The following is a 23,926-nucleotide window of genomic DNA, read 5'->3' as shown; positions in this document are numbered from 1 at the left end:
TTGCGGTAAGTAGAAATACGCAACAGGACGTTTCCTGTGCAACAACAAAGGGGATGACACCATGCTGATCGGAGTGCCCGCCGAGACCCTGCCTGGCGAGACGCGCGTGGCCGCGACGCCGGAGACCGTCAAGAAGCTGCAGGCGCAGGGGCACACCGTGCGCGTGCAGTCTGGCGCGGGCACGGGCGCCAGCATCACCGACGCGGCCTTTGCCGCCGCCGGCGCCGAGGTGGTGGACGCCGCCGGCGCCTGGGGCTGCGAGCTGGTGCTGAAAGTGCGCGCCCCGTCCGAGGCCGAAGGCCCGCTGCTGCGCGCCGGCAGCACCGTGGTGGGCATGCTCAACCCGTTCGATGCCGCCGGCCTGCAGCGCCTGGCAGCGGCCGGCGTGACGGCCTATGCGCTGGAGGCCGCGCCGCGCACCTCGCGCGCGCAGAGCATGGACGTGCTGTCGTCGCAGGCCAACGTGGCCGGCTACAAGGCGGTGATGATCGCCGCCGACCGCTACCAGCGCTTCTTTCCCATGCTGATGACGGCCGCCGGCACCGTGAAGGCGGCGCGCGTGGTCATCCTGGGCGTGGGCGTGGCGGGCCTGCAGGCCATTGCCACGGCCAAGCGCCTGGGCGCGGTGATCGAAGCGTCTGACGTGCGCCCCAGCGTCAAGGAACAGGTCGAATCGCTGGGCGGCAAGTTCATCGACGTGCCCTACGAGACGGCTGAAGAAAAGGAAGCCGCCGAGGGCGTGGGCGGCTACGCCCGGCCGATGCCGCAAAGCTGGCTGGACCGGCAAAAGCTGGAGGTGGCCAAGCGCGTGGCGCAGGCCGATGTGGTCATCACCACGGCGCTGATCCCGGGCCGCGCCGCGCCGGTGCTGGTCACGCAGGAGATGGTCGAGGCCATGAAGCCGGGCTCGGTCATCGTGGACCTGGCCGCCGCCCAGGGCGGCAACTGCCCGCTGACCCAGGCGGGGCGCACGGTGGTGCATCGCGGTGTGACGCTGGTGGGCGAGACCAACCTGCCGGCGCTGGTCGCGGCAGACGCCTCGGCCCTGTATGCACGCAACGTGCTGGACTTCCTCAAACTCATCATCGGCAAGGACGGCGCGCTGCACATTGACCAGGCCGACGACATCGTCGTTGCCTGCCTGGTCGCGCATGAAGGCAAGATCACGCGTACCTGACCACTTCATGGGAATGCCGTCTTGAACTTCTTGCCTTTTTTCTCCTGGCGCCGCTGCCGCCGTCCCGCCCTGGCGGTGGCCGCGCTGTCCGCCCTGCTGGCCGGCTGCGCGCCGGTGCAGCCCGACCTGGTGCGCGTGGGCCGCGCCCAGCTGCAATTGCCGCCCGGCCAATGGACGACGCTGGCCGGCGACAGCACGGTCTTTGACGTGCTGCCCGACGACACCGCACACGACCTGCCCATGCAGTCACGCCTGCTGGGCTTGCGCAGCAGCAGCGGCGAGTTGCTGGCCAGCGTGCTGGTGCAAAGCAACGCCGACAACTACCCGCGCGACGAGACGCTGTGGACCTGGAGCTGCCCGGCGCAAAAGGGTGTGCAGGTGGAAGACGCCGCCAACGGCAGCAGCGTGCGCATCGACTGCCTGCGCTACCGCCGCCGCGCCGACACCGAGGGCTATCTGGCCGCCAGCCGCCCGCAGCTGGCGCGCCTGCTGGCCGCGCACCAGGCGGTGCCGGCGCAGCCGCACTCGCACATCGCCTACCGCTATTCGACGCCCGAGGGCGGCTTCATCGCCGTGGACGTGCTGGCCGACCAGCGCCTGCTGCGCCCGCCCACGCACAACAACCTGGAATTTTTGCGCGCCGGCCGCCCGGCGCAGGAATGGATGCACCAGCTGCGCGAGGCCGCGCGCGTGAGCCCGGCCATGATGGACGGACGCTTCGTGCTGCCGCCCTTCCCGCAGCCGCTGCCGCAGTAGAGCGGGGCGGGAGAGAGCGGCCCGGCCCACCGAATTTTCAATCCCAAGGAGCCACCCATGGAGTCCGTCTCGCCCACCCTGATCAACCTGATCATCTTCGTGCTTGCCATCTACGTGGGCTACCACGTGGTCTGGACGGTGACGCCCGCGCTGCACACGCCGCTGATGGCCGTGACCAACGCCATCTCGGCCATCGTCATTGTCGGCGCCATGCTGGCCGCCGCCCTGACCGAGGGCGGCCTGGCCAAGACCATGGGCGTGCTGGCCGTGGCGCTGGCGGCAGTGAACGTCTTCGGCGGCTTTCTGGTGACGCGCCGCATGCTCGAGATGTTCAAGAAAAAAGAGCGCAAAACGCCCGCCAGCACTGCGCAAGCAGCTATCAAATAAGGAGCGGCAAGCATGAGCATGAACCTCGTCACGCTGCTGTACCTGGTGGCCAGCGTGTGCTTCATCCAGGCCCTGAAGGGCCTGTCGCACCCCACCACCTCGATCCGCGGCAACGCCTTCGGCATGGCCGGCATGGCCATCGCGGTGCTGACCACGGCCGCGCTGGTGGTGACCCTGGCCGGCTCGGCGCTGGGCCTCTCCTGGGTGCTGCTGGGCCTGGTGGTGGGCGGCGGCGCGGGCGCCGTGATGGCCCAGCGGGTGGAGATGACCAAGATGCCCGAGCTGGTGGCCTTCATGCACAGCATGATCGGCCTGGCTGCGGTGTTCATCGCCGTGGCCGCCGTGGCCGAGCCCTGGGCGTTTGGCATCACCGCCGCGCCAGTGGCGGCAGCCGCCGCCATTCCCACCGCGGCCGGCACGCTGCTGATCGATGGCGCCCTGCGCGCCCCCATCCCCTACGGCAACCGGCTGGAGCTGTTCCTGGGCGCGGCGATCGGCGCCGTCACCTTCAGCGGCTCGGTGATCGCCTTCGGCAAGCTGTCGGGCAAGTACAAGTTCCGCCTGTTCCAGGGCGCACCGGTGGTGTTCAAGGGCCAGCACCTGGTCAACCTGGTGCTGGGCCTGGCGACCGTCGGCCTGGGCCTGGTCTTCATGGCCACCGAGAGCTGGACGGCCTTCTTCGCCATGCTGGCGCTGGCCTTCGTCATGGGCGTGCTGATCATCATCCCGATCGGCGGCGCCGACATGCCGGTGGTGGTGTCCATGCTCAACAGCTATTCGGGCTGGGCGGCGGCGGGTATCGGCTTTTCGCTGAACAACAGCATGCTGATCATCGCCGGCTCGCTGGTGGGCAGCTCGGGTGCCATCCTGTCCTACATCATGTGCAAGGCGATGAACCGCTCGTTCTTCAACGTGATCCTGGGCGGCTTCGGTGGCGACGCCGCGGCCGCGGCGTCCGGGGCGGCGACGCAGCAGCGCAGCGTCAAGAGCGGCAGCGCCGACGATGCGGCGTTCCTCCTGAGCCAGGCCGAGACGGTGATCATCGTGCCCGGCTACGGCCTGGCCGTGGCGCGCGCGCAGCACGCGGTTAAGGAGCTGGCGCAAAAGCTGACCGAGCACGGCGTGACGGTGAAGTACGCCATCCACCCCGTCGCCGGCCGCATGCCCGGCCACATGAACGTGCTGCTGGCCGAGGCCGAGGTGCCCTACGACCAGGTGTTCGAGATGGAGGACATCAACGGCGAGTTCGGCCAGGCCGACGTGGCCATCGTGCTGGGTGCCAACGACGTGGTGAACCCGGCCGCGCTGCAAAAGGGCTCGCCGATCTACGGCATGCCGATCCTGGAGGCCTACAAGGCCAAGACGGTGATCGTCAACAAGCGCTCCATGGCGGCCGGCTACGCTGGGCTGGACAACGAGCTGTTCTACATGGACAAGACCATGATGGTCTTTGGCGACGCCAAGAAGGTGGTCGAGGACATCGGCAAGGCCATCGAATAGCAGTGGCATGCGGCCGCCGCCTGTTTTTTTGCGTATAACCCGTTTCATTTGAAAACAAGAGATTCCAGGAGAGACACATGACAGACCGCCCCTGGCTGGCCGCCTATCCCGAGGGAGTGCCCGCAGACATCGATCCGGCGCAGTACAAGTCGCTGGTGCAATTGATGGAGCAGGCCTTCAAGGACTACGCCGGCCGCACCGCCTACAGCTTCATGGGCAAGGACACGACCTATGCCGAGACGGACGCCCTGAGCCGCCAGCTCGCCGCCTACCTGCAGAGCCTGGGCCTGGCGCGCGGCGACCGCGTGGCGCTGATGATGCCCAACGTGCCCCAGTACCCGGTCGCCGTGGCGGCGGTGCTGCGCGCCGGCTTCGTGGTGGTCAACGTCAACCCGCTGTACACCCCGCGCGAGCTGGAGCACCAGCTCAAGGACTCGGGCGCGCGCGCCATCGTCATCATCGAGAACTTCGCTGCCACGCTGCAGGCCTGCATTGCCCAGACGCAGGTCAAGCACGTGGTGCTGTGCGCCATGGGCGACCGGCTGGGCCTGCTCAAGGGCGCGCTGGTCAACTACGTGGTGCGCAACGTCAAGAAGCTGGTGCCGCCATTCGAGCTGCCCGGCGCCGTGCGCTTCAACGACGCGCTGGCCAAGGGCAGCGGCGCCGCCTTCAGCAAGCCCGACCTGACGCCCGACGACATCGCGCTCTTGCAGTACACGGGCGGCACCACCGGCGTATCCAAGGGCGCCGTGCTGCTGCACCGCAACGTGATCGCCAACGTGCTGCAGTCCGAGGCCTGGAACTCGCCCGCCATGGGCCGCGTGCCCGCCGGCGAGCAGCCCACGGCCGTGTGCGCGCTGCCGCTGTACCACATCTTCGCCTTCACGGTGAACATGATGCTGTCCATGCGCACGGGCGGCAAAACCATCCTGATCCCCAACCCGCGCGACCTGGCCGGCACGCTCAAGGAGCTGTCCAAGCACCGCTTCCACAGCTTCCCCGCCGTCAACACGCTGTTCAACGGCCTGGCCAACCACCCCGACTTCAAGACCGTGGACTGGAGCCACCTGAAGGTGTCCGTGGGCGGCGGCATGGCGGTGCAGGCGGCGGTGGCCCGTCTGTGGCTGGAAAAGACCGGCTGCCCCATCTGCGAGGGCTATGGCCTGTCGGAGACCAGTCCGTCTGCCAGCTGCAACCCGGTCACGGCCACGGAGTTCTCCGGCACCATCGGCGTGCCGATCCCCGGCACCTACCTGCGCATCCTGGACGATGCGGGCCGCGACATCTCCACCACCGGCCAGGCCGGCGAGATTGCCATCAAGGGCCCGCAGGTCATGGCCGGCTACTGGCAGCGCCCGGACGAGACGGCCAAGGTCATGACCGAGGACGGGTACTTCCGCACCGGCGACATCGGCACCATGGACGAGCGCGGCTTCTTCAAGGTCGTGGACCGCAAGAAGGACATGGTCCTGGTCAGCGGCTTCAACGTCTATCCCAACGAGGTCGAGGACGTGGTGGCCCTCATGCCCGGCGTGCTCGAATGCGCCGTGGTCGGCGTGCCCGACGAGAAGACCGGCGAGGCCGTCAAGCTGGTCATCGTCAAGAAAGACCCGCAGCTGACCGTGGAGCAGGTCAAGGAGTTCTGCCGCGCCAACCTGACGGGCTACAAGCAGCCGCGCGTGATCGAGTTCCGCGACGATCTGCCCAAGACGCCGGTGGGCAAGATCCTGCGCCGCGAGTTGCGCGACGCCAAGAAGAGCTGACGCGCCGCGCGCCCGGCCGGCCCCTGGCTGGCTGGGCGTGCGCTGCACCACCGGGCCGGGATAATCCCGGCTTTTTTCTTCATGCCCGCCGCAGTCTGCGGCAGTGCCTCCTGCCATGACCACAGCCATCCTCAGCGCCCTGCCCGAAGAGCAGGGCGGCCTCGTCCACGCCCTGCAGGCCGCGGAGCGCATCGACCATGCCGGGCGCACTTTCTGGCGCGGCCGCCTGTGCGGGCACGACGTGGTGCTGGCCCTGTGCGGCATCGGCAAGGTGGCGGCCGCCACCACGGCGACCAGCCTGGCCGAACGCTTTGCCGTGCGGCGCATGGTCTTCACCGGCGTGGCCGGCGGGGTGGGCGAGGGCGTGCAGGTGGGCGACGTGGTGGTGGCCAGCGAGTACCTGCAGCACGACATGGACGCCTCGCCCCTGTTCCCGCGTTGGGAGGTGCCGGGCCAGGGCAGCGCACTCATGGCCTGCGACGGCCCGCTGTCCGCTATTCTTATGAGAGCTGCTGGCGCTTATCTGGAGCGCTCTGGAGGCCAATTTGACCAGTATCTTCCTGCCGCCCATGCACCACGCCTGCACCAGGGCCTGATCGCCAGCGGCGACCAGTTCATCAGCACCGCCGCCGCCTCGCAGCGCCTGCGCGGCGACCTGCTGGCCGCCGGCCACGATGTGCTGGCAGTGGAGATGGAAGGCGCCGCCGTGCTGCAGGTCTGCCGCGACTACCAGCTGCCCTTTGCCGCCGTGCGCACCATCTCCGACCGCGCCGACGACAGCGCCCACGTGGACTTCCCGCGCTTCGTCGAACAGGTGGCGCGGCGCTATGCGGACGGAGTGGTGCGGGAGCTGCTCGGGCAGTTGTAGAGAAGGCGCAGGCTGGCCACCAGCCCCGAATGGCTCCCGGGCTGAAAGCTTTCCTCAATCGATTGCTTGGTCAAAATTGGGATAATCTGTAAACGTTCGTGAGGCGGGCCCCGTGCCGCTGCGCCTCATCCACTGACGCAAAGTCCGCCATGCCCCTGACCCGCCTTTCCCGTCCCCTTCCCTTTCTTGTCTTGTCCTTCGCAGCGTTGCTCTCGGGCTGCGGCGGAGGCGGCGCAGGTGCTGACGAAGAGGGGCCGCCGGTCGGCACGCAGCAATACCCCGCCGGCTTCTGGGAAGGCACCGTGGGCACGGGCGCGGCGCAGCGCACCATGGTGGGTTTCGTCGATGGCGGCGCCGACGGCAAGGGCGGCGAGTTCTACCTGGCACGCGGCGCCGCTGGCGCGGCCGGCTATGACGGCCTGTACGGCTTGCTGCGGGCCAACCTGACGGCGGTGCAGGCCACGGGCGTCACCTATTTCTCGGTACAGGACGGCAAGTTCGCCACGGGCCTGTCCCTGCGCGGCACGGCCTCTTCCAGCCCGGCCACCGGCAAGACGGTGGCCATCAGCGGCAACTACACCAGCCCTGCCGGCACGGCAGCAGCCACGGGCGCGCCCACCCCGTTCAAGCTGAACTACAGCAAGCTCAACGACTACCCGGCACGCGCGGACCTCATCGCCGGCACCTACCGCGGCTCGGGCGTCTTCGGCGGCCAGTGGGTCTTCACGGTCACCGAGCGCGGCGTGCTGTCCGGGCGAGTCGGCGGCTGCAACGTGCAAGGCGCGGCCGCTCCGCGCTCGCCGGGCTCGGCGCTGTATTCGGTGACGATGAATCTGACGGGCGACGAGTCCTCGTGCGGCTATCGCAGTTCGCAGCAGACGGGCGTGGCCGTGCTGCGCTTTGATGCCAACAACGTGCCCAATGGCATCTGGGTGCTCACCCGCAACTCCATCGGCACGGACAACACCTTCGTGCTCAACGGCCTGGCCGACCCGCGCCAGCCCACCACCCCCTCGCCCACGCCGCTGTCGGCTGCAGGCAACTGGGCCGGCACGCTGACGCTGCCAGCGGGCGTGACGGGCGATCTGGATATCCACGGCACGGTTTTTCCCGACGGCGGGATGTTCTTCTACACCAACAGCAGTTTCAACCACAACGTGCTCTACGGGCGGCTGATCCGCTACAACAACGACCAGACGACCAACCGCTTCGTGACGGCCAATGACGGCGTGTTCTTCGACCGCCTGCTGGACGGCACCGGGGACTACATGGGCGGCTACGTCAGCGGCGTGCTGGTCGATGCCACCGTGGAGAGCGCCGCGGCCGACGGCATCGCCAATCGCCTGACAGGCACTTACAGCTATCCCACGCAGCCCGGCGGCTACCCGACGCGGTTCGTGATGCAACCCGACTCTCTCTACACGCTGCCCGCACGCAGGGTGGGGCAGGCCAACGTCAATATGATCGCTGGTGGCTACCGCATGGCTGGCAGCAGCTTCGGCGGGCATCAGGTGGACATCGACATTGCCGTGGATGGCTCCATCACGGGGGTCACCAGCAATCAATGCCTGATTGTGGGCAAGCTGCTGGGCAACCTGGCCGAGGGCCGGCAGAACCTGTACCGCGTGGAAGCCTTCGGTTTTCTGGACAACCCGGCCAGACCCGCCAACTTCATCGGCTGCGAGCTGTCGTCCGGGCCCTCCCAGTCGGGCTCGGCCGCGGCCATCTTCGATGCCAACGGCGAAGTAGTCGGTCTGCGTATCCTGGCGGCTGGCCTGTTCCAGTCCGGGCAGCGTGCCCACACCGTGTTCGTAGGCACCAAGCGCCCGGCGCCCTGACCGCACTGGGCCAGCCCGAGGCGCTTGCGTGGCGGGCTGCATATCTCACAGGCGCCACTTGCGTTGCAGACAAAAAAATCCCTCGCCTGGCGAGGGATTTTTTTCGTCCGCCCGCCTGCGGGTCAGAACGAATAAGGCGACTTCAGGGGGTTCACCGGCAGCGCCTGGCGGCCTGTGTAAGGCTGCAGCGCATAACGCAGATACAGCCCACCCGTGAACTGGCGGTAGTTGCGCGCGTTGTCCAGCGACAGGTGGCTGCCGATGAACAGCTGCGGGTGCAACTGGTATTCCATGGCCATGCCCAGGTTGTAACCCAGGCCTGTCTTGCTCTGGCCGGGGTAGATGGCGGTGGTGTTGCCGCCCACCTCGCCGAAGGCCTCCGCATCGCTGGCGGCCTGGGCGGCGGTGCTCTGGCGCGAGCGGCTGGTGGGAAAGTACGGCGCCGCGTCCTCCTTGAAGTACTGCACGCCCAAGGCGCCCTTGATCTGGTAGCTCAGGCGGCCGCTGCGCTGCGCCCAGTCAAAGGGCACGCTCATGGCCAGGAACTGCTGCGGGCTGAAGTAGCCGCCGTGGCCGTAAGTGAAGTAGCGCAGGTTCTTGTCGTAGGCCAGGCCCGTGAAGTTCAGGCCCGCGGTGAAGGCAGCGTCGCTGGAGCGATGGATGCGCCAGTACATGCCGCCGCCCAGCTCGGCGCGGTAGTTGGAGCGCACGTTGTGGCCCTGCAGGCTGTGCATCGCGCCGATAGCATAAGTGCCGAAGTCGCCGTCATCCCAGGTCAGGTCCAGCCGGCCGCCGTTGGCGGAGACGGCGCCCCAGCGCTCGCCCGTGCGCGCGTCGCGCGCGCCGGCAAAGGACAGCACGCTGTCCGTCACCGGGCGGCGCGAAAGCTCGCCCGTGAGGCTGGCCTGGTCGCTCAGGCCCATGCGGTAGCGAACGCCGGCCATGATGTCGTTCTGGCCAAAGCCCAGCGGCAGCGTGCCCACGTCCACCGCCAAGTTGGCCGTCTCGTAAGCAATGCCCAGGCCCACGCCGCTGTCGCTTTGCGAGCCCGGCGAGCGCAGCGGCATGTCCAGCGCCGTGGCGGGGCCGCCGCCGAAGCGGCTCAGAGTGCCATAGGACGCGTCGGGCGTGCCGGAACTCACCCCCGTGGGGGTGGCGCGCAGGCTCATCATCCCGTCGCCGGCGCCGAATTTCAGCTCCACAGGCGCCTGCATGTCGGCCAGGCGGCTCATGCCGGCTTCACCCTGGCGCGCACGGCCTACCACTCCTACGGACAGCGTGGACGTGCGGCCCTCCTGCAGCTCGGACAGCTCGTCAAGCGCCGAGCGCGGCCGCGCCGGCTGGGGCACCCCGGTCGCAGCCGGCATGGGCGCCGCTGCCCACAGCGAGGGCGAGGGCCCCGCCTGCGCAGAAGCCGCATGGGCGGCCTGGGGCGTCATGTAGCCCGTGGCCGGTTGCGGCAGGTAAAGAGGGGCGGCTGCTACGGCAGCTGGGGCCGCGTAGCCCGCGGGGGCGGCTGCCACCGGTGCCGGCGTCGGCGCAGCGGCGGCACGGGCAGGCGCCAGCGCGGCACGCCCCTGGGTCTGTGGCCTGGCCGCAGTGCGGGCGGGCGCTGCAACTGGCGCAGCAGGAGCAACGACTTCGCCGTAGTAGCTCGTGGGCGTGGCTACAGGCACGACGGCGGGACCTGCCATGGGAAAGCGCGCTGCCCCGGCGGGCTGGGGAATGTAGGGTTGCGGCCCGGCGGCCACCGGCTGGGCAGCGGCGGCATAGCCCAGCGGCGCGGCGGCCGCGGGCACGGCCGTGGGGAAGGGCGTGCGCCCGCCCCAGCTGGCCAGGGCGGCGGTGCGGCGGAAGGGGTTGCCACCCGGCGCTGCGCCGTTCCAGGCCGGGTTGCCCTGGCCTGCGGCCCCGAGCAGCACCGCGCGCTGGCGATTCTCGGCCTCGATGGCGGCCGCGAAATACTGGCCGGCCTTGGTGGCTTGGCCCTTGGCCCGGTACAGGCGGCCGGCGGCCGTCAGCACCTCGGGGTCGTTCGGCGCCAGCTGCAGCGCGACCTGGATGGCCGATTCCGCATAGGCCAAATCCTTGGTGGCCGTGGCGGCCGAGGCGGCCGGCAGCAGCAGCTTGAGGTTGCGCGGGTCCTTCTCCAGCAGGCGGTGGTACAGCTGCATGGCCTGGGCGTGGTCGCCGTTGTCGGCGTACATGCGGGCCAGCACGCCGACCACGTCGGGGTCCTGCGGGCGCTCGGCCATCAGCGGGGCCAGGGTGTCGTAGGCGCTGGCCAGGTCGCCGGCCTCGCGCAGCGCGTCGGCCTGGCGCAGGATGTAGCCCACACGGATGTCCTCGTAGCCGCGCCGCTCCTGCGCCGACATGGGCGTGTCCTGCAGCTGGCGCAGGATGCCGGCCAGCTCCACGTCCTGGTGCGTCTTGAGCAGCGCCGCGGCGTACTGCAGGCGCAGGCCGGTGTCGGGGCGCGGCGTGCGCGCCAGCATCTCGCGCACCATGGCCAGCGCGCGGTTCGGGTCGCCGGCGTCGGCATAGGCCAGGGCCACGGTGCCCAGCAGCTCCGGATCCTGCCCGACGAAGGGTTCGGTCTGGGCCAGCACGGCCTGGGCTTGCTGCACGCGGCCCTCGCGGCCAAGAGCGGCGGCGGCGTCGGCCTGCACGTGCACCCACACGCGTTTTTGCAGCGCGGCGATGTCGCGCGTGCGGTTCTTCTCGGGGATGCGCTCCAGCGTGGCCAGGGCACCGGCCCAGTCGCGCGCCTCGGAGGCCAGCAGCGCGCTGGCGTACAGCGCCTCAGGCATGTGCGGGTTGGATACCAGCAGCCCGTCCATCACGCCGCGGGCCTCCTTCGTGGCGCCCATCTTGAGGTACAGGCGTGCCAGGTCCAGCCGCACCCAGGGGTTGCCCGGGTCGTTGAGCAGCGCGTCCTCCAGGGCGGCACGCGCCGCCTGGTCGTCGCCGCGCTCGGCGGCGGCGCGGGCCAGGCCCATGGCCTGGGTGGCGCGCAGGCGGCCCAGGGCACCCACTTTCTCCTGCTGGCTGGGCGTGAGCTGCTCGACCAACTTCAAAGCCTCGGCGGCCTTGCCGGTCTGCGACAGCACGCCCACCAGGCCGCGGATGGCATCCGGGTTGTCGGCTTGGCGCGCGAGCACGCGGCGGTAGGCAGCCTCGGCAGCTTCGAGCTGCCCCTGCTCGGCCAGCACGTCGGCCAGGTCGTTCTCGCCGGTGATTTCGCGGGCGTCCAGGCGCACGGCCTGGTCCAGCAGCTGGCGCGCGTTGCCCAGGTCTCCGGCATCGCGCGCGGCGCGGGCCTGCTCGATCAGCGTCCAGTAGGTGGCGCTGTCCAGGGCCTGCTTCCAGCGTGCGGCCGAGCCCTGGCGCGTGGCGCGCTCCAGGTAGCTGCGCGCCTGGGCGAATTCTTCCTGGCGCAGGCGCAGCACGCCCATGCCCCCGAGCGCGTCGCCGTCGTTGGGGCGGGCTTCCAGCACGCTGCGGAAGTCGGCCTCGGCGGCCTCCAGGTCACCGTCCTCCAGGGCCTTGAAGCCGTCGGTGCTGCGCTGGCGCAGCGGGTCGCGCGCCGCGGCGCCGCTTGCGCGGGCGGTGCGCTGGCGCGCCTCGATTTCGCGCAGGCGGCTTCGCATGGCCTCGTCGCCCGGATGTGCGCTCAAGAAGGCCTGGTAGAGCGGTATGTCGGCCGCGCGGCTGCCCGTCCAGGCCAGAGCCTTGCGCCAGCTGTCGGTAGCGGCCTTGCCCACTGCGGGATGGCCGGCCAGGCGGGCGAGCTGGGCGATGCCTTCGCGCCGCGTGGCTTCACGGTAGGTGAGATGTTGGGCCAGGGCCAGCGAGATCTTGGCGTCGTCGGGCGATTCGCGCGCCAGGCGCTCCAGCCCGCGGCGGGCCTCGTCCCAGCCGCCGGAGGTGCCGCCCAGCGTCTGGTAGTACTCCAGCGCCAGCGGGCCGGTGGGTGCCTGGTTGCCCAGGGCGGCCTGGTAGTTTCCCATGGCCTGCTCGGCTTGGCCGGTGCGGGCCAGCTCGCGCGCCTGCTGCACCTGCGCGCTGTTGCGCTGCACGCCGATTTCCTGCTGCAGCCGCTCCACCAGCCGGTGGCCTGGGTGGGCGCGGCGCAGCTGCTCCAGGTAGCGCTGGGCCTCCTCTACGTGCTGCCCCTGCAGCTGCGCTCGGGCCATGCCGTACAGGGCGTCGGGCTGGTTCGGGTCCACGCGCAACAGCTTTTGCCAGCTCTCGATCGCGCGCTGGGCGTCGCCGCGCGACTGCCAGTACTGGCCCTGTTCGATCAGCGTCTTGGTGGCGGTGTCCTGGGCCTGGGCCGGGACGGATAGCCCGCCGAGCGAGGCGACGAGCCCCAGGATCAGGGTGCGGTGGTGGCGCTTCTTTGCGGACATGCCTTTTCCCAGCGTAATTGCAGTCTGCCGGAGGGCAGGAATTGGTAGCGTTGATCCATCCAGCCTGTGCCGAAGAGGCCGAGGACCTGGTCGTAATAGAGCGGCTGGCCGCCCGGCGGCGGCTCCAGCAGTTGCGTGCGCACGCGCTCCTGCTGCGCCTTGAGGGCTGCCGTGGCGCCCAGCGTGCGCAGGTAGGGCAGCAGCGCGGCGGAAAAGCCCACGGGGCCCTGGCCTTCCCTCTGACCGGTAGTGGTCTGCACCTTCTCGGGCGGCATCGGAGCGGCGCGCAGCGCTTCGGCCATGCCGCCCAAGCGGCGGCGCAGCACGGGCGCCAGCGCATCGCCGGTCGGCGTCATGCCGGCCCACAGGTAGGTGCGGATGGCGTCATAGCTGCCTGTGTCGCCCTTTTCGGGGTCGCGCGCGAAGGTGCCGCGGAGGGCGCCCTCGGGCACTTCGTAGGCCACCCAGTCGGCGGCAAAGCCCTTGGGCGTAGTGCCCTCCAGCATGCGCCTGAAGCTGATGCCGACGGCCTTCCAGGGGCCCTGGCCGTCGATACGCTCGAAGGCGCGCAGCAGCGGCACGGGCAGGTAACTGGGGTTGAGCCGCCAGGTGCGGCGCTCGGGGCTGCGCAGCGCAAAGCCGCTGGCTGCGGGCAGCAGCGTCGGGCCCAGGCCGGGCAGGTCAGCTACTTCCTCGATGGCGACCTGCGCCAGCAGGGTCTGGGCCTGGGCCGTGTAGCGCGGCTCGCGCCAGGCGCGGCCGGCCTCGGCCAGGGCGTAGGCGAACCAGAGATTGGCATCCGAGGCCGGATTGGCGTCCACCACGCCCCAGCTTGCGTCGGCCTTGCGCCCCCATTGCCAGGCAGGCAGCCGCGCGCCGATGTCGCCGCCGGCGAGGTTGGCGATGCTCCAGTTCCACAGCTTGTCAAAGCGGGTCCGGTCGTTGGCGACCAGCGCGAAGAACATGGCGTAGGACTGGCCCTCGGAGGTGGAGTGCAGCTGTGCCGTGCTGTGGTCGATGACGCGCCCGTCGGCCTGCATGAAGCGCTGCACGAACTGCTCCCACAGCGGCCAGGACGCGGCGGCGCTGCAGGAGGCGCCCTGCGCCATGGCCGCGGGCAGCAGCGCGCACCACAGGCCAAGCGCGTGCAAGGCGCGGCGCGCGGCGCGGGCAGTGTCAGGGGCGCGGGTGATGGGCGACATGTGGAGCTATCAAATCGGGAGCTGCTTGCGCTTGCTGTTCCTTGGTTTGGTGGACGAATCTAACTGTAACCCTTTGTCATCAAGCGCTGGCAGCTCCTGATTTCATATTGGCTTAGCCTTTTTGCAGCCGCGCCCGGGCCCGCGCGCGCAACGTGATGTAGAGCATGAAGGCAATGACGGCAGCCGCCGCCACGCCCAGCACGATCAGGGCCAGCGGATGGCGCGACAGCCACCAGCGCACGCGCGTGAGCGGGTCCAGGGAGCCGACGTGGTAGGTCTGCTCGGCCACGAGGCTGTCCACCTGCTTGCCGCGCACCACCGCCGCGCTGCCCTGGATGTGCTTGAGCAAATCTGGCGTCAGCAGCGCCGTGATGGCCTGCTGCAGTCCCGCGGGCTGGTTGCTGGTCAGCAGCACCACGCTGCGCCCGCTTTGCAGGGGCGATTCAAACCCCGCGATCACCGCGTCGCTGCTGGTGCTGGTGAAGGCAATGGCGTTGCGGCCGGGCCGCACGCGGTCGCGCTGGTCCGGGTCCCACCAGTTGAGCAGGCGCGAGGCGTAGTCGGACAGGCGAAAGCTGCGGGCGTCGCCCTTCAGGCTGAACGGCAGGTGCTCGGCCCACTGCTCGAGCAGGGGCGAGCCGGCGCTGCTGGCGATGACCAGCAGGTCCTTGTCCGCCAGCGCGTCGAGCTGGCCGCTGCCCAGCGCCACGGTGACGGCGTGGGCGGGATAGCCGGTGACGTTGCCCATCAGGCCCATCAGCGACAGGTAGGCGCTCAGGTCGCCCTGCTCGGGCTTTGGAGGCAGCACCACGGCCGATTCCGACAGGTCGGCCAGGCGGCTGAAGGGGAAGCCGCTGTTGCCGAAGGCCGCCAGGTCGGGCATGGCCAGGAAGTGCGAAAAGCCGGTGATGTCGATGGTGGAATCGGGCTCCACGGTGCCGCGCACGTTGTCCAGCAGCACGTCCTTGCAGGCGCCTTCCTTCTTGATCTCGTGGTAGTAGTGGAACTGCAGCTGGCTGCGCGCCGGCAGCTTGAACAGCGGCACGCGGAAGAAGTCCTCGGCCGGCAGCAGGTCGCCCGAGGCCAGCATCGGCGCGGGCAGCGCCCGGTCCAGCCAGCCCTGCACCCGTCCGGGCGGCGAGTAGTCGGCCGCGCGCAGCGGCAGCGCGCGCAGGAACTGCTCGTTGACGTTGATGTTCAGCGTGGACTTATCGGCCCCGTTCTGCGGCGTATAGCGGTACTTGACGTGCACGGGGATGTCCTGCTTGCGCCAGGCAAACAGGTCGGGCGGCACCTGGAAGTTCACACGGATCAGGTCCGGCGAGTAGCCCGCCACGCTCAGCATGTCCGCCTGGACCAGCTCGCCGAACTTGACCGGCCGGTCCCTGGACAGCCAGTTGGGCGCGTCGTAGGGTTTGCGCGCCTCGATCTGCTTGAACTCGGAGAACACCGCCGAGGAGCCTGACAGCGCCGGCGCGCCCACGGCCAGCGCGGCGGCGGCACGCTTGAGCTCCTGAGCATCGCGTCCGCGCAGGACGAGCAGCTTGGCCGCAGGGTCGTCCGGGTGGCTGACCACGTCCACCGACGGACCGGTGGCGGCAGGCAGATTCAGGCCCGGCACGCCCTGCGCGCCCAGGGCCAGCACCACGGCATGGCCTTTGGGCGGTACCTGGCCCACGGCGGCGGGAAACGATGCGCCCCGAAAACCCGCCAGCGCGCCAAACCACGAGGAAAGGGTGCCGGCGGCCTCCAGCTGGGCGGCGTCGGGCGTGCCCGCAAACACGATGGGCAGGTTGAGCGGGCGGGAGTCGCGCCGGTCGAAGAAGGGCTCGGGCAGGAAGGCCAGGTCGTTGGCAAGCGCCAGCGGGTCCACCGACAGCTCCAGCACGCTGTCATTGCCCACGTTGGCCCACAGGCTGGTGTGCGCCGGGTCCTCGCACTCCATGGTGTAGTGACCGATCAGCTCGACGTTCAGGCGGTTGAACTCGCCGATCAGCCGGGTGGGAATGTCGATCACCCGCTGCAGTGCCTGCCCCCCTTGCGCATTGGGCACGGGGATGGTGGCGACGACCTGCTCGTTGACCAGCACGCGCAGGTGCGAGATGTCGGCCAGCAGTGCGGGCGAGTAGGCGTAGTTCAGGTGCAGCCGCGCGCGCGTGACCACCTCGTCGCCCCGCACTCCGAACTGCACGCCACCCGTGCCCTGCACGCCGCGCAGCTGCAGCGGAAACAGGGCGCCCAGTTGGCGGAAGGTGACCTGGTAGCTGCGGCCGGTGGCGGAAAAAGCCTCGGGCTGCGCCGCGGCGGCGGGCGCCGGCTGGGCCAGGGCGCTGCCGGGGCCGGACAGGGGCGCCGACAGCAGCGCGATGGCGGCAAGGACAGGCGCCGCGCGCCAGGGAGTGCGGATTTTCTCGGTCATGGCTGGTCTTCGAAGAGTTACCTGGACACCGCTTCGCGCCGTCCGCGCAGGATGTTCAGCGAATTGGTGGCCACTTGGCCCAAGCCGCGCAGGCCGATCACCGCCACGCTCTTGAGCGAGGTGAGCGGCTTGTCGTGCTGGCGGTTACCCCAGAAGTCGATCCAGGCGTCGGCGCGGGCGAAAGTCAGGCGCGCCAGGTCGGCCTGTTGGTGCAGGCTCAGCTCGCCGAAGTGCAGGCCCAGGCGGCCGTCGCCGCTGAAGGTGACCTGCGCCGGGAAGGTGCCTTCCTCGTCGGAGCGAAACAGCGAAACCTCGACGTGGCTGCCAGGCTCAAGCCGCAGCTCGGGCGGCACGCGCAGGCCCACGCCGCTTTGGGAGAAGTCGTCGGTTTCGCACACCAGTGTCTTGCCGTCGGCAAAGCGCAGCGCCGCGGGCAGCGCCGCCGTCACGCGCGGCGTGCTGCGCACCTGGCGGGTTTCGCTGGCCACGGCCAGGCTGGCGCTGGTCAGGATGATGTTGTAGGCCGTCCAGACCATGTTGATGACCAGCGTGGTGAACACCTCGGACGACGGCCCCACGTACACCATGCGGCCGATGCCCACGGCAAAGCCCAGCAGGTTGAGCAGCAGCAAGATGAGATAGGGCCGTGCGATGGACCAGTCGAAGTAGGACTGCTCGATCACCCCGCCCTTGGCTGTGACGTTGAATTTGCCCAGCTTGGGGTTGATGAACGCCACCAGCACCGGGCGCATGATGTACCAGGCCAGCACCGACTCGTACACCTCGTTCCAGAACGAGTAGCGAAAGCGCCCCTGGATGCGCGAATTGGTGATGCTGGCGTGGGCCAGGTGGGGCAGGGCGTAGGCCGTGATCATGGCCGCCGTGGCCTGAAACACATGGGCGCTGAAGAGCAGGTAGGCCAGCGGCGCCGTGAGGAACACCAGCCGCGGCAACCCATAGAAGAAGTGCAGCATGGCGTTGAAGTAGCACAGGCGCTGGCCCAGCTTCAGGCCGGGGCCGAGCAGCGGGTTGTCCACGCGGCAGATCTGCGCCATGCCGCGGGCCCAGCGGATGCGCTGTCCCACGTGGGCCGACAGGCTCTCCGTGGCAAGGCCGGCGGCCTGGGGCAGCTCCAGGTAGGCGGTGTTGTAGCCCCGGCGGCTCAGCTTGAGGGCGGTGTGCGCGTCCTCGGTCACCGTCTCCACGGCCACGCCGCCCACCTCCAGCAGCGGCGCGCGCTTGATGACGGCGCACGAGCCGCAGAAGAACGCGGCGTTCCACAGGTCGTTGCCGTCTTGCACGATGCCGTAGAACAGCTCGCCCTCGTTGGGCATGACGTGGAAGGTGTCCAGGTTCTTCTCGAATGGGTCGGGCGAGAAGAAGTGGTGCGGCGTCTGCAGCATCGCCAGCTTGGGGTCGCGGATGAACCAGCCCATGCAGACCTGCAGAAAGGAGCGCGTGGGAATGTGGTCGCAGTCGAAGATGGCGACGTAGTCCGAATCGGTCACGGCCAGCGCGGCGTTGATGTTGCCGGCCTTGGCATGGGCGTTGTCGTCCCGCGTGAGGTAGCCCACGCCGAGTTCCTGGCAGAAGTCGCGGAATTCATCGCGGCGGCCGTCGTCCAGCACGTACACGTGCAGCCGATCTTCGGGCCAGTCCATCTGCATGGCCGAAAACACCGTCTGCTTGACCACCTCCAGCGGCTCGTTGTAGGTGGGGATGAAAACGTCCACGCTGGGCCAGCTGTCGACGTCCTGCGGCATGGACACGGGACGGCGCTGCAGCGGCCAGGCCGTCTGGAAGTAGCCGATCAGCAGCACCAGGAAGGCGTACAGCTCGGCCAGCAGTAGGCCGAAGCCGAAGCAGGCGTCCAGCCAGTTGGTGAAGCCCACCGTGTCGGTCACGCGCCAGTACATGTAGCGCGAGGAGGCGGAGATCGACAGCACGATCATGGCCAGGGTGGTCAGCCGACCCGGCGTGCGCGACAGCAGCAGTGCCGCGCCGAAGCTGCCGGCGGAGAAGATGAGCTGCCCCGTCAGGTCCAGCGGCACGCTGACCACCAGGGCGAACAGCAGCGCCGCGCCCAGCGCGGTCGCCAGGCGCAGCAGCGGGTGGGTCCACAGGGGCTGGTCGGCGATGCGATGCACACGCATGCGCCAGCGCGCCTGGAAGCTGCGCGGATCGCGGTCCGCGATCTCGTCGGCGACGGTCTTGTGGTCGGTGGCCATGCTCAGGCCTCCATGCCTGCGTGGGCTTGCAGCTGCGCAGCCACAAAGGCGGCGCAGGCCAGAAAATCATGGCTGGCCTGGCTGTGCGCGCCATGGTCCAGCACGCTCAGGCCCAGCGCCAGCGACTCGGGGACAGCCTCGTCGGCATGGATGGCGCCGGCAAAGCGCGGGCCCACGGCCTCGCGCAGCACCCGCAGGATGTCCTGGGACAACTGGCGCGCCGAGTTCACTTGGTTGAGCAGGTAGAGCGTGTCCACGAAGTCGGCGCGCGGTGTGCAGTGGGCCTGCACCAGCCGCTGCATGAGCGGCAGGGTGGCGTAGGAGGCAGCGTCCGCCAGCATCACCACCAGCACCCACTGGGCAATGCCCAGCGCCTGGCGGCCATAGGCGGAGGGGCCGGGCGGCGTATCCAGCAGCACCAGTGCATCGGCCGGCAGCTGCAACGTCTGCAGGTGCTCCAGCAGCCAGTGCGGACGGGCGGCCATCTGCGATTCCAGCCTGGTCAGGTCGTGCTCGTTCACTGCGCCGAAAGGCAGCACGTACAGGCCTGGCTGGCGTTCGAAGCAGGCGTCGCGCCAGCTCTGGCCGGACAGGCTGGCGCGTGACAGCCCGCGCAGCTCCTGCGGCCCCAGGCCCAGGTGCAGCCCAAGGGCATTTTGCGGATCCAGATCGACGGCCAGAACCGTGCGGCCCGTCTGCCGCGCCAGGACCACGGCCAGGTTCCCGGTCACGGTGGTCTTGCCGACACCGCCCTTGGCCGATGCGATGGTGAGTATCTTCATGGACGGTTTTTCATGCCCAGCAGGCGGGCGAAGACCTGCTGCAGGCCCGTGGAGGGCGCCGCCTCCGCCTGCGCGGGCCGCGCCAGGCGCGCCAGGGGCGACGGGCTGTGCAGTGCGGGGCCTTCTGCCGAGGATGCAGGCGCTGCCGGGGCCGGTGCCGGGGCTGCAGGGAGGGGCGCAGCAGTGGTGTAGACGATGGAAGCGGAAACAGGAGCGGGAGCGGGAGCGGAAGCATGGCCCCACAAGGGCGCTGCCGGGGGAGTGGCTGGCGCCACGGCGGCCTGGGTATGCAGGAGGCCGGTGGGCTCGATCCGCACCGGCTGCGGCTGTGCCGCTGCCGCAGGAACTGGCGGCGCGGGCTGCCGGCCGCCATGCCAGTCCTGTGGCGAAGCGCCCGCTGTCTCGCCCGGCTGCACCGATGGCACGCCGGCAGCCAGGTCGTTCAGTGCCGAAATCAGCGGCCAGCGCTGGCGCGCCTGCCGGGCTTCGCGCTCGCGCGTGATCTCGCGATAGGTCTCGGCATTGCCGCCGAACTCCTGGTACAGGTGCGCAATGTCTTCGGGCTGTTGCATACGTGCCTCTCCTCGGTGCATCAGGCTGCCAGGCGCAGTCGCGCCGATCCCAGGGTGTCGGCGGCAGCGGCGATCTGCACCCGCAGACCGGCGCCGCCCGCAGCGTCGAACCACTGCTGGTACGCGCCCTGCAGGAATCCCGTGGCCCAGGGGGCGTGGGGCTCGCCGAAGGCGGCTGCCAGAGGCGAGAAGCGGTGGCTGATGTCCATTCCGGCCGGGCTCTGGTGCAGTTCTGCCACGCCCCAGTCGAGCGCACTCCACACGTGGTTCATGGCGTCCTGGAGCCCCTGCACGGTGTCGCTGGCCGGCAGCGGATGCTCGGCGGCAAAGCGCATGCCGATGCGCGCCATGAGGGTGCCCAGTTCCTGCGGCGCCAGGGCAGAGACGAACTCCTCGGCCAGCGCGGCCAGAAAGCCGCGCCACTGGCGCGAGCACTGCAGGCGGTGGATGTGGGCTGGCTCCATGGAGCCGCAGGGCAGCTCGCCCGCTGTGGTGGATGAAGTGGTCATGAAGGCGTCTTGGCTGGCGTGGCGCGTCCTGAAGGGCTGGAGCGGCCATGGTTTCCAATTACTTTAAGTTAAACATAAATGTAGCGAAATAGTTTTTCTCTATTCGACGTGAATCAACCTTTGGATAGCCGAAGCTTGCCAGGGAGGGCGCCAGATGCCATGGCGGCTGTTGTGCATAAGGCACGAAAGCCTCGCCGGTCAGGGGTGTTCATGCCTGGTTACATCTGCCGCCGACGGAAAAAGCCCAGTTTTGGAGGAGCTGCCAACACGGCCGATACGACACGCACCCATATACGGGCGCAGACGATAGTTTTTATCAATTGAAAGTCTGCAGGCCGTGACAAAGGTTGACGATGGATGGAGTCCAGCAACGCAAACGGGCGCCCCAGGCGCCCGTTTTGCTATTGCTTTGCTAGCTTCCAGCGCTTGTCCAGCAAGCGGCGGAGGCCAAAAGCATTCAATACTTCAGTGCACCACCATCAGCGTGAACGGCCACACATAGGCCTGCAGGGTCACGTACAGGCCCACCAGGCAGGCGAGCGCAATGGAGTGGAAGAACACGTAGCGCAGGATGTCGCCCTCGTGGTTGAACCAGCGCGTAGCAGTCGAGGCCACCACGATGGACTGCGCGTCGATCATCTTGCCCATCACCCCGCCCGAGCTGTTGGCCGCGCCCATCAGGTTGGGCGACAGGTTCAGCTGCTCGGCAGCCACCTTCTGCATGCCGCCGAACAGCACGTTCGACGCGGTATCGGAGCCGGTGAGCGCCACGCCCAGCCAGCCCATCAGCGTGCCGAAGAAGGGGTAGAGCACGCCGGTATTGGCAAACGCCAGGCCCAGCGTGGTGTCGGTGCCCGAGTAACGCGTGAGCGTGCCCAGCGCCAGCATCAGCACAATGGTCAGCAGCGAATACTTCACCAGCCACAGCGTCCTGAAGAAGGTGCGCACGATGGCCACGGGGTTGTATTTCATGACCAGGGCGCTGACGATGGCCGACAGCAAGATGCCCGTGCCGGTGGCCGACAGCAGGTTCAGCGTATAGACCGCGCCCTCCTTGGTGGGCTGGCGCACCACGGGCGGCACCTTCTCGATCATGTTGTGCAGGCCGTCCATGGGGAAGGCGGGCGCGAAGATGCCGTTCATCCAGGCCTTGACCGAAGGCAGGCCCCAGATGAAGACGAACACCGACAGGATGACCCAGGGCGTCCAGGCGGCCACCAGGGCCTGCGTGCTGTGGCGCGTGACGGGCTTGGCCGGCTTGGCCTCGGCGGCGCTCACGTCGTGGCCGCGCAGCGAGGCCGAAGTCCAGACGGTCTTGGGCTTCCACACGCGCAGGAAGGCCACCAGGCAGGCCATCGAGACGATGGCAGCGATGATGTCCACCAGCTCCGGGCCGATGAAGTTGGACACCAGGTACTGCGGAACGGCGAACGAGACACCCGTTACCAGGATGGCAGGCCAGATTTCCATCATGCCCTTGCGCCCGGCGAAGGCCCAGATCAGCCAGAACGGCACCAGCAGCGAGAAAAACGGCAGCTGGCGGCCGATCATGGCCGTCACTTCCATCAGGTCGTAGCCATGCACCTTGGCCAGCGTGATCACCGGCGTGCCCAGGGCGCCGAAGGCCACCGGCGCCGTGTTGGCGATCAGCGACAGGCCCGAGGCGGCCAGCGGCGAAAAGCCCAGGCCGATCAGGATGGCGGCCGTCACGGCCACCGGCGTGCCAAAGCCGGCCGCGCCTTCAAAGAAGGCGCCAAAGCAAAAGGCGATCAGCAGCAGCTGGATGCGCCGGTCGCTGGTGATGCCCGACAGCGAATCCTGCAGCACGGCGAAGCTGCCGTTTTGCTCGGTGAGCTGGTGCAGGAAGATGATGTTCAGCACGATCCAGCCGATGGGCAGCAGGCCCGTGAAGCCGCCGAACAGCGCCGCTCGGCCGGCCATGTCGGCCGGCATGCCGTAGGCGAAGACGGCCACCAATAGGGCCGCGACGAGGCCCATGCCGGCGGCAATGTGCGCCTTGATGTGGAAGAAGCCCAGCGCTGCGAGCATGACCACCACTGGCACGGCTGCCAGCGCGGTGGAGATGACCATGTTGCCGAACGGATCGTAGATTTGCTGCCAGGCCATAGACTTTGTCCCCTGTCGTTATGCAGATGTAGCGGATACAAAAGAGCGCGCATCGCACCGCCGGCAGGGCCAGCCGCCCGTCTGCGCGCGGGTTGTGACTCTAGGGAGGTGACGCGGGCACAGCGTGAAAATTGCTGCGGCCCGCGCTGAAGCATTTTCATGCCGCGCCGCGCGCGGGCGGGTTGCGGTTTTTACTACCCCGGGCGGCCCCGGCCGGGGTTGTTGCGTGCCTTCAGTTCAGCGGGCCGGCCGCTGCGATCACGCCGCCGCCCAGGCACACCTCGCCGTCATACAGCACGGCCGACTGGCCCGGCGTGACGGCCCACTGCGCCTGCCCGAAGCACAGCGCAAAGCCGCCCTCGTGCGCCTGCTCCACGGTGCAGGGCGCGTCCGCCTGGCGGTAACGCGTCTTGGCCGCGCAGGGGCCGGTGGCTGGCGCGCGGCCGGCCACCCAGCTGGCGTCCTGTGCGACGAGGCGGTGCGACAGCAGCCACGGGTGGTCGTGCCCCTGCACCACGCGCAGCGTGTTGGTGTCCAGCTCCTTGCGGGCCACGAACCACGGCGCATGCTCGCCGCCGCCGCGCTGCGCGCCCTTGTCCTTCACGCCGCCGATCCCGAGGCCCTGGCGCTGGCCCAGGGTATAGAAGCTCAGGCCCACGTGGCGGCCCAGCCTGCGGCCGCGCTCGTCCAGGATGGGCCCGGGCGCGTGGCTGATGTAGCGGTTCAGGAATTCGCGGAACGGCCGCTCGCCGATGAAGCAGATGCCGGTGGAGTCTTTTTTCTTCGCGTTGGGCAGGCCGATCTCGGCGGCGATGCGGCGCACCTCGCTTTTGTGCAGTTCGCCCACGGGGAACAGCGTGCGCGCCAGCTGCGCCTGGTTCAGACGGTGCAGAAAGTAGCTCTGGTCCTTGGACGCATCCAGCCCCTTGAGCAGCTCGTGCAGCCCGGTGGCCGGGTTGTGGCGCACGCGCGCGTAGTGGCCGGTGGCTATTCTTTCGGCGCCGAGCCGCATGGCGTGGTCCAAAAAGGCCTTGAACTTGATCTCGGCGTTGCACAGGACGTCCGGGTTGGGCGTGCGCCCGGCCTGGTACTCGCGCAGGAACTCGGCGAACACCCGGTCCTTGTACTCGGCGGCAAAGTTCACGTGCTCGATCTCGATGCCCAGCACGTCGGCCACGCTGGCCGCGTCCAGAAAGTCCTGGCGGCTCGAGCAGTGCTCGCTGTCGTCGTCATCCTCCCAGTTCTTCATGAAGATGCCGACCACCTCGTGGCCCTGCTGCTTCAAGAGATGGGCCGTGACGGCCGAATCCACCCCGCCGGACAGGCCGACCACGATGCGCTGCTTCTTGCTGGACATAGGCGGGCGATTATCCCGGCCGGCCCAAG

At 69.0% G+C, this 23,926-nt stretch carries 16 protein-coding genes; 7 read left to right on the top strand and 9 right to left on the bottom strand.

The annotated features are described in order from the left end of the window. Window positions 1-61 precede the first annotated feature (61 nt). The 7 genes from C7H73_RS01025 (at window position 62) to C7H73_RS00995 (ending at window position 8,289) form a co-directional block, all read left to right on the top strand. On the top strand, window positions 62-1,177 hold the full coding sequence (locus tag C7H73_RS01025; protein WP_106844951.1) for a Re/Si-specific NAD(P)(+) transhydrogenase subunit alpha: 1,116 nt from the start codon (window positions 62-64) through the stop codon (window positions 1,175-1,177). Between the two features lie 21 nt (window positions 1,178-1,198). Next, on the top strand, window positions 1,199-1,933 hold the full coding sequence (locus tag C7H73_RS01020; protein WP_227001378.1) for a hypothetical protein: 735 nt from the start codon (window positions 1,199-1,201) through the stop codon (window positions 1,931-1,933). 57 nt (window positions 1,934-1,990) lie between these two features. Continuing rightward, window positions 1,991-2,320, top strand: coding sequence for an NAD(P) transhydrogenase subunit alpha (locus C7H73_RS01015; RefSeq protein WP_106844950.1), 330 nt, complete (start codon window positions 1,991-1,993; stop codon window positions 2,318-2,320). A 12-nt stretch (window positions 2,321-2,332) separates the two neighbouring features. Next, entirely contained in the window at window positions 2,333-3,820 is a 1,488-nt protein-coding gene (locus C7H73_RS01010) for an NAD(P)(+) transhydrogenase (Re/Si-specific) subunit beta (protein ID WP_106844949.1), read from the top strand. Window positions 3,821-3,897: 77 nt separating this feature from the next. Beyond that, the gene (locus tag C7H73_RS01005) at window positions 3,898-5,583 is read left to right on the top strand and encodes a long-chain-fatty-acid--CoA ligase (protein WP_106844948.1); all 1,686 of its coding nucleotides are present in this window, start codon (window positions 3,898-3,900) and stop codon (window positions 5,581-5,583) included. Between the two features lie 115 nt (window positions 5,584-5,698). Continuing rightward, window positions 5,699-6,451, top strand: coding sequence for a 5'-methylthioadenosine/adenosylhomocysteine nucleosidase (locus C7H73_RS01000; protein ID WP_106844947.1), 753 nt, complete (start codon window positions 5,699-5,701; stop codon window positions 6,449-6,451). A 191-nt stretch (window positions 6,452-6,642) separates the two neighbouring features. Next, complete coding sequence (locus tag C7H73_RS00995) at window positions 6,643-8,289, top strand: hypothetical protein (RefSeq protein WP_227001377.1); 1,647 nt, start codon at window positions 6,643-6,645, stop codon at window positions 8,287-8,289. A 122-nt stretch (window positions 8,290-8,411) separates the two neighbouring features. On the opposite strand, the gene C7H73_RS00990 is transcribed toward C7H73_RS00995, so the two are convergent. The 9 genes from C7H73_RS00990 to mnmA all read right to left on the bottom strand — a co-directional run bounded on the left by C7H73_RS00990 (window position 8,412) and on the right by mnmA (window position 23,897). Then, the gene (locus C7H73_RS00990) at window positions 8,412-12,701 is read right to left on the bottom strand and encodes a cellulose biosynthesis protein BcsC (RefSeq protein ID WP_106844945.1); all 4,290 of its coding nucleotides are present in this window, start codon (window positions 12,699-12,701) and stop codon (window positions 8,412-8,414) included. Next, on the bottom strand, window positions 12,668-13,903 hold the full coding sequence (gene bcsZ / locus C7H73_RS00985) for a cellulose synthase complex periplasmic endoglucanase BcsZ (RefSeq protein WP_106844944.1): 1,236 nt from the start codon (window positions 13,901-13,903) through the stop codon (window positions 12,668-12,670). The genes C7H73_RS00990 and bcsZ overlap by 34 nt, the downstream gene beginning before the upstream one ends. A 112-nt stretch (window positions 13,904-14,015) precedes the next feature. Continuing rightward, window positions 14,016-16,322, bottom strand: a complete 2,307-nt coding sequence (gene bcsB / locus C7H73_RS00980; RefSeq protein WP_106844943.1) for a cellulose biosynthesis cyclic di-GMP-binding regulatory protein BcsB — start codon at window positions 16,320-16,322, stop codon at window positions 14,016-14,018. A 17-nt stretch (window positions 16,323-16,339) separates the two neighbouring features. Next, a complete protein-coding gene (bcsA, locus tag C7H73_RS00975) occupies window positions 16,340-18,550 on the bottom strand; it encodes a UDP-forming cellulose synthase catalytic subunit (protein WP_106844942.1) in 2,211 nt (736 codons plus the stop codon). A gap of 2 nt (window positions 18,551-18,552) precedes the next feature. Then, window positions 18,553-19,332 (bottom strand): cellulose biosynthesis protein BcsQ, encoded by a 780-nt coding sequence (gene bcsQ / locus C7H73_RS00970; protein WP_106844941.1) that lies wholly within the window; start codon window positions 19,330-19,332, stop codon window positions 18,553-18,555. Beyond that, the gene (gene bcsP / locus C7H73_RS00965; protein WP_106844940.1) at window positions 19,329-19,904 is read right to left on the bottom strand and encodes a cellulose biosynthesis protein BcsP; all 576 of its coding nucleotides are present in this window, start codon (window positions 19,902-19,904) and stop codon (window positions 19,329-19,331) included. Before bcsP ends, bcsQ begins: the two co-directional genes overlap by 4 nt. Before the next feature lie 20 nt (window positions 19,905-19,924). Further along, entirely contained in the window at window positions 19,925-20,413 is a 489-nt protein-coding gene (gene bcsD, locus C7H73_RS00960; protein WP_106844939.1) for a cellulose biosynthesis protein BcsD, read from the bottom strand. A 465-nt stretch (window positions 20,414-20,878) separates the two neighbouring features. Beyond that, window positions 20,879-22,540, bottom strand: coding sequence for an L-lactate permease (locus C7H73_RS00955; protein ID WP_106844938.1), 1,662 nt, complete (start codon window positions 22,538-22,540; stop codon window positions 20,879-20,881). A gap of 232 nt (window positions 22,541-22,772) precedes the next feature. Beyond that, window positions 22,773-23,897 (bottom strand): tRNA 2-thiouridine(34) synthase MnmA, encoded by a 1,125-nt coding sequence (gene mnmA / locus C7H73_RS00950; protein WP_106844937.1) that lies wholly within the window; start codon window positions 23,895-23,897, stop codon window positions 22,773-22,775. Between the last annotated feature and the right edge of the window lie 29 nt (window positions 23,898-23,926).

The sequence above is a fragment of the Pulveribacter suum genome (assembly GCF_003013695.1).
Taxonomy (GTDB): domain Bacteria; phylum Pseudomonadota; class Gammaproteobacteria; order Burkholderiales; family Burkholderiaceae_C; genus Melaminivora; species Melaminivora suum.
The sequence above is the reverse complement of the archived record's forward strand: the minus strand, read 5'-3'. Positions and strand labels throughout refer to the sequence as shown.